Below are 14651 nucleotides of genomic sequence, written 5' to 3' on the forward strand. Positions count from 1 at the left end.
GGCTTTCGGCGCGCTGCCCTGCATGGCGCACCCCCCTATCGTTGACCGACGATGGCGAAGGACACCGAGAAGCTGATCCGGCAGCTCTCCCTCATCTCGTACCTCATGGCGGAGCGGCGGCCGGTGACGGCCCTCGAGATCCGCCGCGACGTCGAGGGCTACAGCGGGATGAACGAGGACGCGTTCGCGCGGCGGTTCTACGCCGACCGCGCGGAGCTGGAGTCGCTGGGGATCCAGCTGACGGTCGACCGCCCGCTCGACGCCGGCGGCGAGCAGGAGACGTACTCCCTGCGCCCGGAGAACTTCCACCTCCCGCCGATCGAGTTCAGCGACTCCGAGCTGGCGGCGCTGCACACCGCCCTCGGCCTGCTCGACGGCGAGTTCGCCTACGCCGAGCCGCTGCGCCTCGCGCTGCAGCAGATCAGCTGGGGCCGGCCGAGCCCGCTCGACACGACCGACGGGCTGAAGCTCCACGTCACCGCCTCCGCCGGCGGCCACGAGCTGAGCCAGCGGCTCGCGAAGATCGAGACGGCGATCTTCCGCCACAAGACGATCACCTTCGACTACTACTCGCTGCAGCGCGACTCGCTCGACGCGCGCAAGGTCGACCCGTACCACCTGCTCTTCCGCGACGGCCAGTTCTACCTCGTCGGCCGCGCGCACGAGCGCGACGCGATGCGCGTGTTCCGCCTCGACCGGATCCGCGGCAAGGTCGCGTACGCGACGAAGGCCGAGCACGACTTCAAGCGGCCCGAGGACTTCGACCCGCGCGAGTACGCGGGCCGCGCCGGCTGGCAGTTCGGGTCGACCGTCGCGACCGCCGAGATCTGGGTCTCGAACCGGATCGCCTGGCAGATCGAGCGCCAATACGGCCGCTTCGGCGAGGTGCGCCCCGCCGACGACGGGATCGTCTTCGTCACCGACTACGCCGACGCGCGGCAGCTGGCGAGCTTCGTGCTCGGCCTGCGCGAGCACGCCCGCGTGCTGTCGCCGCGCGAGCTCGCCGACGAGGTGTCCGACCGCGTCGAGCTGCTGGCCGAGCGCCACGCCGGCACGTTCGAGCCGGCCGCCCCGGTGCCGCAGCGCGAGGAGGAGGAGGCGGCCGAGGAGCCGTCGCCGCCGAAGCGCGAGACGTCGATCCGGCCCGAGCGCTTCGCCCGCCTCGTCACGCTGGCGACCATCCTCATCGACGCCGGGCGGCGTGGCGAGAACCTGCGAGAGACCGACGTCCGCGAGCGGCTGCAGGTCTCCGCGCAGGAGCTGCGCGAGGACATCAACGTCCTGAACGTCGTCTCGTTCGGCGGCGGCACCTACGTGCTCTACGCCGAGGTCAACGACGACGGGACGATCGAGGTCGACCCCGAGCCGTACGCCGACAACTTCGCGCGCCCCGCGCGGCTGCTGCCGGTCGAGGCGAAGGCGCTCGTCGCCGCGATCGACCTCATCGGGCCGCACCTGCCGTCGGGCGCGCTGACGAGCGCACGCGACAAGGTCGTCGCCGCGCTCGGCGGCGAGGACCCGCGCGAGCAGCTACACATCGCCGACGCCACCGCCGACGACCCCGACGTCGCGCGCCGGATCTCGGTCGCGATCCAGGAGCGGCGGGTGCTGCGCATCGAGTACTACAAGGCCTCCGAGGACCAGTTCTCCGAGCGCTTGGTCGAGCCGTACCACCTCATGAACGGCCGCGAGGGCTGGTACGTCGCCGCCTTCGACCCGCGCCGCGACGACGTCCGGCACTTCCGGCTGGACCGGATCAAGACCGCCGAGGTCACCGACGAGCCGTTCGAGCCGCGGCCGGAGGTCGCGGCCGCCGCCGACCTCGAGGGCTGGGCCCGGACCGGCGAGCTCGAGGCGTCCCGCGTCGCCCGCATCTGGGTCTCGCCCGAGCGCGCCCGCTGGGAGCGCGAGGAGCACCGCGTGGCCCGCGAGCTCGAGGACGGCGCGATCGTCATCGAGCGCGGCTTCAAGGGCACCGACTGGCTCGTCCGCGAGATCCTGCTCGAGAGCGGCGACGCCGCGATCCTCGAGCCCGCCGACGCGCGCGACGCGCTCCGCGAGGCCGTCGAGCGCCTCCGGGCCGCGACCGTCTGAGAGACCAGGTCTCGGCGCCCGCGCCGGACGCGGCGCCGCCGTCAGATCTTCGCCGCGGCCTCCCATCTCTCCGCGCGCACCCGCTCGATCCACCTCGCGAGGTTCGGGAACCCGTCGAGCGGGAGCTCGCGGGTGAGGACGAGGTGGAACTCCTCGGTGTCGTCGTCGTCGCAGAACGCGGCGTAGCGGAGGAAGGGCCAGGCGATCACGTCGGCGGCCGTGTAGTCGCCGAAGAGGTGGGCGCGATCGGTCAGGAGAGCGTCGAACCAGGCCTGGCGGGCGTGCATCGCCTCCGCCCACGCGCGGCGGTCCTCGGCGGGCGCGTCCGGCTCGTCGGCGAGGCGGTTCGGCTCGACCTTCCAGACGCGGTTGAACCAGTCGATGAAGAGCCGCACCTGCGCGGCCGCGGCGGGGTCGGCCGGGAAGAGCGGCGGGTCGGGATGCTCGCGCTCGAGATGCTCGACGATCGCGGGCGAGTCGGCGATGACGCGCCCGCCGTCGACGAGCACGGGCACGAGCGGCTGGCCGGAGACCTCGACGGCGAGCGAGCGGTCCTCGGGATCGACCCACACCGACTCGGTCTCGAGGCCCTTGTGGGCGAGCGCGAGGCGGATGCGATCGACGTTGGTGGAGTGGCGGAAGCGGAGCAGCTGCACGACGGACAAGACGACGGTGGACGGCCGGACCGGACGTGTACGGTCCCGGCGTGGCCAGCAAGCGCGACCGGATCAAGATGACCGATGAGGAGGCGCTCGCGTTCCTCCAGGACGAGCGCATCGTCGTGTGCGCGACGAACGGCAGGGACGGGTTCCCCCATCTCATGCCGCTCTGGTACGTCGTGCGCGACGGCGAGCTGTGGGCGTGGACGTTCGCGAAGTCTCAGAAGGTCAAGAACCTCGAGCGCGACGCCCGCGCGACGCTGCAGGTCGAGGCGGGCGACAGCTACGACCAGCTGCGCGGCGTGATGCTCAAGTGCGAGGCCGAGCTGATCCGCGACACCGAGCGCGTGGCGGACCTCGGCATGGAGATCTTCGCCAAGTACACCGGCGCGGCGCTGGGCGACGAGGTGCGCCAGATGGTCCTCAAGCAGGCGTCCAAGCGCGTGGCGATGCGGTTCGCCGAGCGCGAGCGGGCGACCTGGGATCACCGCAAGCTCGGCGCCGGGGTGTACTGACGGCTACCCCGGGGACGGCGTTGGGAGCCTCCCCGATGCCACCCCTCCGGTGCGGCCGTAGCGTCGCCGCACCATGCTCCGCAGCGTCTCCATCGCCTTCCTCCTCCTGCTCGTCCTCGGCGCGGCGCAGGCCTCCGCGAAGCCCGTCTCGGTCAAGGTGCCGCTCCCGGGCGCCGGCCAGTCGAGCGCCGTCTTCGCGAACCTCAAGGGCAAGGTCACGAAGGTCGCCGTCAAGGGCGCGCCCAAGGACGTCACCGTCGTCGGCGGGGTCAAGGGCAAGTCGCTCGCGCTGGCGGCGTCGCGCCCGGCGGGCTCCAAGGGCTCGAAGAACCCGGTCGTCGTCGTCCTCAAGGGTGGCCGCCCGTCGCTGAAGTGGACGCTCAAGAAGGTCGAGAAGGGGACGGTCCCGACGCAGTTCTGCACCGGCCTCACCGAGCTGTTCGCGAAGACGCTGCGTGTCCCGAAGGGCACCGATCCCGCGGTCGCGGCGAAGCTCGGCAGCGACCTCGCGATCACCGGGTGCGGCGGCAACCCGCAGCCGGCGAACGGCGTGCAGCTGCCGAGCAACGGCACCGGCCTGCCGGCCGGCACGACGAAGCCGGCGACCACCACGCCCACGACCCCGACCACACCGGCGAAGCCGAGCGGCGGCACGACGACGCCGCCCGCGGACGCGTGCAAGAACGGCAAGGACGACGACGGCGACGGGCAGATCGACGCCCGCGGCCCGGGCGTGGTCAACCCCGACTCCGGCTGCTCGAGCGCCACGGATGCGAGCGAGGGCGACGAGCTGCTCTTCGGCGACGACTGCGCGCAGAGCTCGGGGCTCTTCAAGACGCAGAGCGGCGGGATCTCCGCAGCGATCAACGGCAGCTGCCCGCTCATCGAGGAGGTCTGGATGACGATCCGGCCCGGCGTCGCGAGCTGCACCGTCGCCAGCGCCGACTCGAACTACTCGTGCGCCGCCGAGAACGGCTACCTGCACGCGAAGCGCACCGGCGGCCCGATCGGCAGCCAGCTCGACTTCCCGGCGATCACCCTGAGCGGCCCGGTCGACTGCACCGCGAAGACGACCATCACGATCATCGACCAGAACGGGTTCGCGATCGAGCTCGAGCGCCCGTGGCCGCAGACCTGCGCCGGCGGCGGCGATCCCGATCCCGCGCAGTGCTCGAACGGCGCCGACGACGACGGCGACGGCCAGGCCGACGCGATCGGCGCCGCCGGCGCGACGACGCCCGACCCCGGCTGCACGAGCGCCTCCGACACGAGCGAGAGCTCGGAGATCGCGCCGCCCGCCGGCTGCACCATCACCGTCGGCCACCTCGAGAGCAGCCTCGCCGACACGGCGTTCCTCGCGCAGGGCTGCGGCACGGTCGTCGGCGGCTGGCTCGACCCCGCCGAGGACGCCGTCGACTGCAGCCTCTACCTCGGCTCGGCCCAGACGCCGACGCAGTGCGACGTCGTCGCCGGCATCGGCGTGGCTGCCTTCGCGCCGACCACGCAGGACGTCCTCCTCGTCGCGCCCGTGACGTTCGAGCCCTTCTGCGACGCGCCGCTCACGGCCGCCGTGAAACGCCAGGACGGCACGGTGATCGAGCAGCGCGCGCTCTGGCATCCGGACGGCTGCTAGCGGGTTCCTCGCTAGCCTCTCGCGCCGTGCAGCCGCTGAAGGGGCTCATCCTCTCGGGCGGTCGCGGCACTCGTCTGCGGCCGATCACCTACACGAGCGCGAAGCAGCTCGTGCCCGTCGCCAACAAGCCGGTGCTGTTCTTCGGCATCGAGGCGATGGCCGCTGCCGGCATCGAGGAGGTCGGGATCATCATCGCCCCCGAGACGGGCGACGAGATCCGCGAGGTGACCGGCGACGGCTCGCGCTTCGGCGTGAAGATCACGTACATCCTGCAGGACGAGCCCGCCGGGCTGGCGCATGCGGTGCTGACCGCCGAGCCGTTCCTCGGCGACAGCCCGTTCGTGATGTACCTCGGCGACAACCTGCTGCAGGGCGGCATGACCGATCTGGTCGAGGCGTTCAAGACCAGCGAGCCGGACGCGCTCATCCTGCTCACCCCCGTCCCCGATCCGGAGAACTACGGCGTCGCCGAGCTGACCGACGGGCGCGTCACGCGCCTGGTCGAGAAGCCCAAGGAGCCGAGGACCGACCTGGCGTTGTGCGGCGTGTACATGTTCACCGCCGGCATCCACGACGCCGCCCGCGCGATCGAGCCATCGCCGCGCGGCGAGCTGGAGATCACCGACGCGATCCAGCACCTCGTCGACCACGCCCAGCGCGTCGAGCCGCACGTCGTCAAGGGCTGGTGGAAGGACACCGGCCGCCTGGACGACATGCTCGAGGCCAACCGGCTGATCCTCGACACCATCGAGAGCCGCATCGAGGGCGACGTCGTCGACTCGACCACTCACGGACGCGTGATCATCGAACCCGGCGCCACCCTGACGCGCTCGACCGTGCGCGGCCCGGCGATCATCGGCGCCGGCGCCACCCTGACCGACGCGTACATCGGCCCGTACACCGCCGTCGGCGAGGGCTGCGTCATCGAACGCGCCGAGGTCGAGCACTCCATCCTCCTCGAGGGGTCGTCGGTCCGCGCGCTGGACGGCCGGATGGAATCGAGCCTGCTCGGGCGCAACGTCGCGATCGGCCGCTCCGACGGCCAGCCGCGCGCGTACCGCTTCATGGTCGGCGACAACAGCGAGATCGGGATCCTCTAGTCCCATGCGGCTCGTGGTCACCGGCGCCGCGGGGATGCTCGGCCACCGCGTCGCCGACGCGGCGCGCGAGCGCGGCCACGACGTGGTCGGCGTCGACCTCCCCGAGCTCGACCTCACCGACGCGGACGCCGTCGCGGCGTTCCTCGCCGAGCAGCGGCCCGACGCGGTCGTCAACTGCGCGGCGTACACGGCGGTCGACCAGGCGGAGAGCGAGGAGGAGCTCGCGACGCGGATCAACGGCGACGCCGTCGCGACGCTCGCCCGCAGCGCCCCGTACCTCGTGCACGTCTCGACCGACTACGTCTTCGACGGCGAGGCGAGCGAGCCGTACGTCGAGTCGTCGTCCCCCGCGCCCACCGGCGCGTACGGCCGCAGCAAGCTCGCGGGCGAGCGCGCGGTGCTCGCCGCGGGCGACGGCCACGCGATCGTCCGCACCGCGTGGCTGTTCGGCGAGGGCGGCAAGAACTTCGTGGACACGATGATCGGCCTCGGGCGCGAGCGCGATGAGGTCCGCGTCGTCTTCGACCAGGTCGGCTCCCCCACGTGGACCGGCCACCTCGCCCCCGTGCTCGTCGACGTCGCCGAGCGCCGCGGCAGCGGGATCTTCCACGCCACCGGCGCCGGCCAGTGCTCGTGGTTCGAGCTCGCCGTCGAGGCCATGCGCCTCGCGGACCTCGACTGCCGCGTGGTGGCGATCCCGAGCGAGGAGTTCCCGACCCCGACCAAGCGCCCCGCGTTCAGCGTGCTGGCGACCGAGCGCGCCGACGGCGTGCATCTGCCGCCCTGGCAAGAGGGCGTGAAAGGACATCTGCGATGAAGCTGCTCGTGTGCGGTGGAGCCGGGTTCATCGGCTCGAACTTCTGCCGGGTGCGCGTGCGCGACTTCGGTGACGAGGTCGTGGTGCTCGACAAGCTGACCTACGCCGGCCGGCGGGAGAACCTCTCCGACGTCGAGCACAGCTTCGTGCACGGCGCGATCGAGGACCCCGACGCGGTCGCCGGCGCGATGGACGGCGTCGACGCCGTCGTGAACTTCGCCGCCGAGACGCACGTCGACCGCTCGATCGCCGAACCCGACGCGTTCGTGCGCACCCACGCGCAGGGCACCTACGTGCTGCTCGAGGAGGCGCGCCGGCGCAAGCTGCGCTACCTGCAGGTCTCGACCGACGAGGTGTACGGCTCGATCGAGGAGGGCTCGTTCACCGAGCAGTCCCCCCTCGCCCCGTCCTCGCCGTACAGCGCGACGAAGGCCGGCGCCGACCTGCTCGTCGGCTCGTACTTCCACACGTTCGGGACCGAGACGCTGATCTGCCGCGGATCGAACAACTACGGGCCCTACCAGTACCCCGAGAAGCTCATCCCGCTGATGATCCTCAACGCGCTGCACGGCGACCGGCTGCCCGTCTACGGCGACGGCAAGCAGGTCCGCAACTGGCTCTACGTCGAGGACTTCGCGCGCGGCATCGGCCACGTCCTCGAGCACGGCACGCCCGGCGAGGCCTACAACGTCGGCGGCCCCGACGAGACCTACAACCTCGACGTCGTGCGGCGCATCATCGAGCTCACCGGCCGCGACGAGTCGCTGATCGAGTACGTCACCGACCGCCCCGGCCACGACCGCCGCTACAGCCTCGGCTCGGAGAAGGTCCGCGCGCTCGGCTGGGAGGCGCAGGTCTCCTTCGAGCAGGGCCTCCCGCAGACCGTCGCCTGGTACCAGGAGAACACCTGGTGGTGGGAGCCGATCCGCTCCGGCGACTACCGCGCCTACTACGAGCGCCAGTACGGCCGCGCGCTCGGCTGAGCCGGAGGATCAGCCCGCGAGGCGGGTGATCTTCCAGAGGTCGCTGCGCTTGCGCAGTTCGATCGTCTCGACCTGATCCTCGTCGCGGCCCGCCTTCACGCGGGCGCGCGCGGTCGTGCCGGTCACCCGGACGGAGTCGACGGTGAGGTCGTAGTTGTCGGCCTCGTCGATCGCCTGCTTCATCGCCTTGTCGCAGTCGCCGCCCGGGATGCCCTGGATGGCGTCCGGATCGAGGATGTCCTTGCAGATCTTGCCTGCGTCGTCCTGCTGCGCGGCCTCCTGCAGGTCCTCGATGACCTGCGCGACCTTCTCCTGCTCGCCGCTGAAGTCGCCGCTGGAGTTGGCGGCCTGGCCGCAGCCGGCGAGCGCGAGCAGCGCGAGGAGCAGGACGACTGTCGTACGCACGAGGCGGCGCATCCTATCCTGCCGGTGGATGACCGATGCCGCCCCCTCGGTCCCGCGTGGACGCCATGCACCGCCGCTCGAGGTTCGCCTCGAGCGCCAGCGCGCACGCCTGTTCGCAGCCGCGGCAGCCGTCTTCGCGCGCGTCGGCTACGCCGAGGCCAGCGCCGAGTCGATCAGCCGCGAGGCCGGCATGTCGAAGGCGACGTTCTACGAGCACTTCGCCAACAAGGAGGAGTGCATCCTCGCGCTGTTCGACGCGTCGGCAGCGCAGCTCGGCGCGTCGGTGACGGAGTCGCTCGGCGTCGCGACCGAGCGCGGCGACGTGAGCACGCCCGAGGAGCGGATCGGCGCGGGCATCCGCGCGTTCCTCTCCGCGCTCGAGGCGTACCCCGACCACGCGCGCACGCTGCTCGTCGAGATCATCGGCGCGGGCCCGCGCGCGAACGAGCGCCGGGACGCGGTGCTGGAGGCGTTCGCCGAGCGCCTCGACCAGCAGAACGCCGCCGCGCACGAGCGCTACGGCGCCCCGCGCTTCGCGTCGCGCGACGATGCCTTCGCGCTCGTCGGCGCGATCGTCGAGCTCGCGTCGCGCCAGCTACGCCACGGCCGCCCGGCGCGGATCCTCGATCTCGAGCCGGTCATCCTGCGCCTCGTGCGCGGCGTGATCGACCAGGGGATCACGAAGAGCTGACCCTCGAGGCGCTCGAAGCCGAGGTCGTCGCCTGCCGGCGCTGCCCGCGGCTCGTCGCCTGGCGCGAGGAGGTGGCGGCGGTGAAGCGCGCCGCGTACGCCGACGAGGAGTACTGGGCGCGGCCGATCCCCGGCTTCGGCGACCCGCGCGCCCGCGTCCTGCTGCTCGGCCTCGCGCCCGCCGCGCACGGCGCCAACCGGACCGGCCGCATCTTCACCGGCGACCGCTCGGGCGACTTCCTCTTCGCCGCGCTGCACCGCACCGGCTTCGCGAACCAGCCGACGTCGCGCCACCGCGGCGACGGCCTGCGGCTGACGGACGCCTGGATCACCGCGGCGGTCCGCTGCGCGCCGCCCGCGAACAAGCCGACGCCGGAGGAGCGCGACACGTGCCTGCCTTGGACGGTGCAGGAGCTCGTTCTGCTCGAGCACGTCCGCGTGATCGTCTGCCTCGGTCAGTTCGCGTGGGACAACGCGCTGCGGCTCCTGCCGGAGCGGATCCGGCCGAAGCCGAGGTTCGGCCACGACGTCGTCGTCGACGCCGAGCCATGGACGCTGCTCGGCTGCTTCCACCCGAGCCAGCAGAACACGTTCACCGGCGTGCTGACGCCGGCGATGCTCGACGGCGTCCTGCGCCGCGCGCGCGAGCTCGCTACCTGAAGACGCGGCCCGCGACGGGGTTGCGCAGCTCCTGCGGGATGAGCCGCGCACCGACGACGAGCGCGCTCATCGGCCGACCCGGCACCACCTCCGCCCGGTTGCGGGCGAGCGCGTCGAGCGCGGTCCGCGCGATGTGGTCGGGGTCGACCCACAGCGGGCGCGGGATGACGCGCTCGATCGGCGTCGGGCCGGCGACGTCGAAGAACTCGGTGTTCACCGGGCCGGGGCAGAGCGCCGTCACCGCGATGCCGTGCGGGCGCAGCTCCTCGTGCAGCGCCGCGGTGAACGACCGGTTCCACGCCTTGGCCGCGCCGTAGCTCGCCATGTTCGGCAGCGGCGTGAAGCCGGCGGTGGAGGCGACGTTGAGGATGGCGCCGCGGCCGCGCTCGACCATCGGGCGCACGAAGCGGCCAGTGAGGTCGGCGACTGCCTCGATGAGCAGGCGGACGAGCTCCACCTCGCGCTCGACCTCGGCCTCGTGGAACGGGCCCGCGGTCCCGAAGCCGGCGTTGTTGACGAGCACCTCGACGTCGAGGCCGAGCGCGGCGATGCGATCGGGCAGCTCACGGCGGGCGGCGTCGTCGGTGAGGTCGCACGCCAGTGCCTCGGCCCGGACGCCGTAGCCGCCGGAGAGCTCCTCGGCGAGCGCCTCGAGCCGGTCGGCCCGGCGGGCGACGAGCGTCACGCCGTGACCGCGCGACGCGAGCTCCTTGGCGAGCTCGGCGCCGATCCCGGCCGAGGCACCGGTCACGAGCGCGGTCGAAGAGGGAGAGGGATCGGGCAGCCAGGCCATGCCGGAGGCGGTACCCGCCGCCCCGACCGGGCTATCGGCGCACGCGCGAGGTGGCGACGACCGTCGCCGACAGGACGATCGCGCCCAGCGTCACGGTGCCGCACAACGCGAAGACGGCGCCGAAGCTCGCGGCGAGGCGCAGCCACTCGCCCGCCGCGTCGTGGTGGAGCACCGACAGGCACCCTGCGAGCAGCAGGGACAGCCATGCCGCCTCGAGCGCGACCATCGCGGATCGTCCCGTCAGGGAGGCGAGACGACCGGTGACCCCGTGCATGCCCACGACAACGTCCTTCCCCCGCACTAGTTGGCGGGAACGTCGCTGGTTCCTGCACAGGATCCCCCGGGTGCCGGACGACCTAGTTCCCGGCTGCCGTCCCGATCAGGTTGCCGCCGCCGGCGGCGACCACTTGCGCGCCCGCCGACGGCGCGATCACCTTGCTGGCGCCCTGCAGGCCGAGCCCGTTGTCCGAGAGCAGCCCGAGGCCGTTGTCGGAGATGAGCTTCGCCTCCGGGACCGCGCGCATCGACCCGGTACCGCTGACGAGCTTCTCGCGACCGAGCAGGTTCATCCCGCCCGCGGCGACGACGTTCGCCCCGCCGGCCGACACGACGTTGCCGCCCGCCGCGCCGATGAGGTTCATGCCGCCCGCCGCGACGACGTTCGCGCCACCGGCCGACACGACGTTCGCTCCGCCGGCAGCGACGACGTTCGCTCCGCCCGAGGCCACCACCTGCGCGGGGTTCAGCTGGATCGGCTGGGTCAGCGCGTTCGCGACGCCGCTCGCCGCGAAGACGAGCGGGCCGGCCGCCTTCTTCGCGAGCGTGACGAGCCCCTCGGCCGCCGACTTGCCGACCGTGGCGAGCGCCTGCAGCGGGCCGCCGCGGAAGAGGTCCTGCATCCAGCTCCACATCTGGTCGACGCCGGCGGCACGGGCGGTCGGCCCGCCGGCGGCGTTCGCGACGCGCTTGCCCGACGCGCTCCACGTCTCACCGGAGATCGAGCGGAACTTGCCCGCGCGCTGCTTCACCAGGAAGGTGCCGAAGCCGAAGATCTTGTTCCCCGCGGCGTCCTGCGCCTGGACGAGGTACACGACCTTGCCGCCCTTCGACGGCCGGAACTTCGAGAAGATCGCGGCGCTGCCGGTGTCCTCGCGGGTCGGGCGCTCGACGTCGTCCGCGCCGACCGCGTCGCCGTCGACGTACACCTTCGCGCCGATGACGCGCCGCGCCCCGGTGTTCGCGGTGCCGTTGCCGATGTAGCGGTCGAAGACGCGCACGCCGAAGACGTTGTCCGCGTCGGCGGTGAGCGCGAGGTCGTCGATGCCGAAGCTCGGCATCGGGTCGCCCGGGTAGCCGCCCTGACCGTGGAACGGGAACAGGTCGTACTCGGCCTGGCTCTTCGGCAGCGTGACGGCGACGCGCAGCTCGCGGCCGTCCTTGCTCGCCGAGCGCACCTCCGGGTCATCGCCGTCGCCGGCGATCTTGAAGTCGAAGTTGACGCGGTCGCCGCAGCCCTTCTCCTTGAGCAGCGTCCACGTCTCCTCGAGGTCGATGCCCTTCAGCTCCCTCGTGAAGCTGCCGGCGGTGCACGCCTTGAAGCCCGGCTTGCCGGCCTCCACGACGAGCTTGATCTTCAGCTTCTCGCCGATCGAGCTCGTCACCGGCGTCCCCGCCGCGGTCGACTGCGAGTGCACCTGACCGGGGTCGAGCGCCTTGCCCTTGAGCACGAGCGGCTTCTTGCGCGCCTGCGCGTCGACCTTCACGTCGGCGAAGATCCCCGCCTTCGCGATCGCGTCGACGGCCTCGTCGGCGGTCTTGCCCAGGACGCTCGGCATCTTGATCGTCTGCTTCGTGTCGACCGGACGCGGCGCGGGGGTCGTCGGCTGCGGCGCCGGGGGCGCCGGCGGCGCGGGCTTCTCCTGCACCAGCCGGCCCGTCGAGTCGGCGGTCGCCGTCCCGACGCCGTTTTCGGCGGTCACGTGCAGCCGCACGACGCGGCCCACGTCGGCCGACGTCGTCGTGTAGCTGTGGCCGGTCGCGCCGGAGATCGCCCCGCAGCCGCTCGGCGCGGCGGCGGTGCCGGAGCAGCGCTGCCACTGGCGCGCCGCGGTCGGCGCCGGCGTGCCGCTGAACGTCGCGGCCGCCGTCTCGCGCACCGTGTCGCCCTCGGTGAGCGTGCCGTCCGGCGCGATGACCGGGTCGGCCGTCCGCGCCGGCGCGGTGCCGGCCGGGGCGCCCCCGCCGGCGCCGTTGACCTTGCGCGTCGCCGAGTAGGAGAACGCGCTCGCGGCGCCGTTGCCCACCGGGATGGCGGTGACCACCACGCGCAGCCACGAGCCCGCGTCCGCGGCGGTGACCACGTGGGACGCGGCCATCGAGGGCAGGTACTGGCACGGATCCGGGTCCGGCCAGTGGCCGGCGTCCGCCGTCGGGCAGCGCTGCCACTGGTACTCGTAGTGGTCGATCGGGCCGCCCGAGAAGTTCTCGTCGGTCACCTGCAGCGTCTCGCCGACGTTCACGTCGCGGTTCGGCGCGAGCACCGGCGCGCCGTCGCTGACGGCGTCGGCCGCGCTCGGCTCCACGGTCGAGCTGACCCACGCCGTCGACAGGCCCGCTTCGTTCGTCGCGGTGACCTTCGCGCGCACGTGCTTGGCGACGTCGGCCTCCTTGATGACGTGGGACGCGGCGGTCGCGTTCGAGATGGGCGAGCAGTCGTCCGCCGCCCACGCACCCTGCGCGTGCGAGGTGGTGCAGCGCTCCCACGCGTACGTCTCGTCGATCGTGCCGTAGCCCGACCACGTCGCGCCGGAGACGGTGACGGTGTCGCCGAACGCCGCGAGGCCGTTGCCGCTCAGCTGCGGCGCGGCGGTGTTCGCCGGGGCCGTCCGCGTCGCCGACAGGCGCGCGATCGTCGGGCGCAGCGCGTACCCGCCGTCCTCGTCGCCGGGGTAGTAGTCGTACGTCCCGGCGACGACGAGCGCCTCGCCGTCCGCGAGGAGGTACACGTCGCCCGCGTGGTTGTAGTTGCTCTCGCTGAACGCCGGCTCGAAGAGCGAGCCGCCGCCGCCGCGGTAGACCGGGTCGGTCTCGCCGTCAGCCCCGAGCCGGACGATCCCCACATGGACCGCCGCCCACGCGCCGGTGACCTTCGCGTGGTGCGTCCCGACGGCGTAGACCTCGCCCGTCGTCGGATCGACCTCGATGCGGCGCAGCTCGCCGCCGCCCTCGGCGGGAACGAGCGACGGGCGCGCGAGCCCGTCGTCTCCGAAGCCGGCGGCGGGCTCGCCCGCGCCGGAGAACTTCGCGACGCCCCACTGGCCGTCGACGTTGCCGCCGACGTAGACGTCGCCGTTGACGACGTCGACGTCCGCGGGGCGCGTGCCGCCGTAGCCGCTCGGCCACGCGTCCGGCGACAGCAGGTGGCCGTCGCCGTCGAACGACGTGTCCGGCACGCCGTCGGTGTCGAGGCGCGCGACGGTCCAGTGCGTCTGGCTGTCGACCACCTTGTAGCCCGCCATCACGATCCGGTCGCCGTCCTCGGTGTGCTCGACCTCCATCGTCTCGCCGTTGGAGTCGACGAGGTCGGTGAGCCCGAGGCCGGCGGTGCCGTAGGTCGAGAACTGCGGGTTCGGCGTGCCGTCGGCGTTCCACGCGAAGGCGGCCATCCGGTACTCCGAGCCGCTTTGCGTCGTGATCTTCATCGCGCCGCCGACGGCGACGCCGCCGTCGAACGCCGCGACGTCGAAGCCCATGTTGTAGGCGAGCTGCCCCTGGTACGTCGCGACGCCGTCGGCCGTCCCGTCGTGATCGGCGTCGCCGAAGGTGAGGTCCTGCGCACCCGACGTGTCGATCTTCGCGGCCGCCATCTCGAGGTCGTACGTCCCCCATGGCAGGCCCTTGACGCTGCGCGTCCCGCCGACGTAGACCATGCCGTCCGCCGCGACGTCGACCCCGTTGAGCTGCAGCGCGTAGCCGAGCGGGTTCGGATCCGCGACCGTCGCCGTGCCGTCGGCGCCCCACGCGGTGTCCCGCGTCCCGTCCGGCTTGACCTTCGTGACGGACAGGCCGAACTCGTCGAGGAGGTAGATGGAGCCGTCGGGCCCGCGGGCCACGTCCTTGATCCAGCTGTCGCCGTGGACGTCGGCGAGCGGGTAGGAGGTGGCCTCGGGGTCGCCGAGGTCGGCGAGGGCGGTGGCGGGGAGGAGCAGGGCGGCGAGGGCCGCGAGCAGGGCAACGGGCAGCTGACGCATCGGGGCCGTGCATCGGCACCGATCCACCGGATGTTGAGCGTCAGTCAGCCGA

Annotated in this window: 13 protein-coding genes; 8 read left to right on the plus strand and 5 right to left on the minus strand. The window is 72.7% G+C overall.

The genetic code is table 11. The annotated features are described in order from the left end of the window. Positions 1-51 precede the first annotated feature (51 nt). Positions 52-2094, plus strand: a complete 2043-nt coding sequence (locus AC1UE4_RS19935) for a helix-turn-helix transcriptional regulator (RefSeq protein WP_482919079.1) — start codon at positions 52-54, stop codon at positions 2092-2094. Positions 2095-2135: 41 nt separating this feature from the next. On the opposite strand, the gene AC1UE4_RS19940 is transcribed toward AC1UE4_RS19935, so the two are convergent. Beyond that, positions 2136-2750 carry a glutathione S-transferase family protein gene (locus tag AC1UE4_RS19940; protein WP_482919080.1) on the minus strand — a complete coding sequence of 205 codons (615 nt, stop codon included), beginning with the start codon at positions 2748-2750 and terminating at the stop codon, positions 2136-2138. 50 nt (positions 2751-2800) lie between these two features. Here AC1UE4_RS19940 and AC1UE4_RS19945 point away from each other — a divergent pair, with 50 nt between their 5' ends. From AC1UE4_RS19945 to rfbB, 5 genes are all read left to right on the plus strand, one after another. Beyond that, on the plus strand, positions 2801-3268 hold the full coding sequence (locus tag AC1UE4_RS19945) for a pyridoxamine 5'-phosphate oxidase family protein (protein ID WP_482919081.1): 468 nt from the start codon (positions 2801-2803) through the stop codon (positions 3266-3268). 73 nt (positions 3269-3341) lie between these two features. Further along, positions 3342-4901, plus strand: a complete 1560-nt coding sequence (locus AC1UE4_RS19950; protein ID WP_482919082.1) for a hypothetical protein — start codon at positions 3342-3344, stop codon at positions 4899-4901. Positions 4902-4936: 35 nt separating this feature from the next. Continuing rightward, positions 4937-6001, plus strand: coding sequence for a glucose-1-phosphate thymidylyltransferase (locus AC1UE4_RS19955; protein ID WP_482919796.1), 1065 nt, complete (start codon positions 4937-4939; stop codon positions 5999-6001). Between the two features lie 4 nt (positions 6002-6005). Beyond that, positions 6006-6818 (plus strand): dTDP-4-dehydrorhamnose reductase, encoded by an 813-nt coding sequence (gene rfbD, locus AC1UE4_RS19960; protein WP_482919083.1) that lies wholly within the window; start codon positions 6006-6008, stop codon positions 6816-6818. Continuing rightward, the gene (gene rfbB, locus AC1UE4_RS19965; protein WP_482919084.1) at positions 6815-7801 is read left to right on the plus strand and encodes a dTDP-glucose 4,6-dehydratase; all 987 of its coding nucleotides are present in this window, start codon (positions 6815-6817) and stop codon (positions 7799-7801) included. Before rfbD ends, rfbB begins: the two co-directional genes overlap by 4 nt. A 9-nt stretch (positions 7802-7810) precedes the next feature. Here rfbB and AC1UE4_RS19970 read toward each other — a convergent pair whose 3' ends face one another. Then, positions 7811-8206 (minus strand): hypothetical protein, encoded by a 396-nt coding sequence (locus AC1UE4_RS19970; RefSeq protein ID WP_482919085.1) that lies wholly within the window; start codon positions 8204-8206, stop codon positions 7811-7813. Positions 8207-8234: 28 nt separating this feature from the next. On the opposite strand from AC1UE4_RS19970, the gene AC1UE4_RS19975 reads away from it, so the two are divergent. Beyond that, positions 8235-8897, plus strand: coding sequence for a TetR/AcrR family transcriptional regulator (locus AC1UE4_RS19975; protein WP_482919086.1), 663 nt, complete (start codon positions 8235-8237; stop codon positions 8895-8897). Further along, positions 8894-9556 (plus strand): uracil-DNA glycosylase, encoded by a 663-nt coding sequence (locus tag AC1UE4_RS19980; RefSeq protein ID WP_482919797.1) that lies wholly within the window; start codon positions 8894-8896, stop codon positions 9554-9556. Before AC1UE4_RS19975 ends, AC1UE4_RS19980 begins: the two co-directional genes overlap by 4 nt. Here AC1UE4_RS19980 and AC1UE4_RS19985 read toward each other — a convergent pair. From AC1UE4_RS19985 to AC1UE4_RS19995, 3 genes are all read right to left on the minus strand, one after another. Continuing rightward, positions 9549-10349 carry an SDR family NAD(P)-dependent oxidoreductase gene (locus AC1UE4_RS19985; RefSeq protein WP_482919087.1) on the minus strand — a complete coding sequence of 267 codons (801 nt, stop codon included), beginning with the start codon at positions 10347-10349 and terminating at the stop codon, positions 9549-9551. The two genes, AC1UE4_RS19980 and AC1UE4_RS19985, sit on opposite strands and share 8 nt — an antisense overlap. 31 nt (positions 10350-10380) lie before the next feature. Beyond that, positions 10381-10623, minus strand: coding sequence for a hypothetical protein (locus AC1UE4_RS19990; protein ID WP_482919088.1), 243 nt, complete (start codon positions 10621-10623; stop codon positions 10381-10383). An 82-nt stretch (positions 10624-10705) separates the two neighbouring features. Beyond that, positions 10706-14599: a hypothetical protein gene (locus tag AC1UE4_RS19995; protein WP_482919089.1), complete on the minus strand. Its 3894-nt coding sequence runs from the start codon at positions 14597-14599 to the stop codon at positions 10706-10708. Between the last annotated feature and the right edge of the window lie 52 nt (positions 14600-14651).

The organism is Parviterribacter kavangonensis (genome assembly GCF_056863335.1).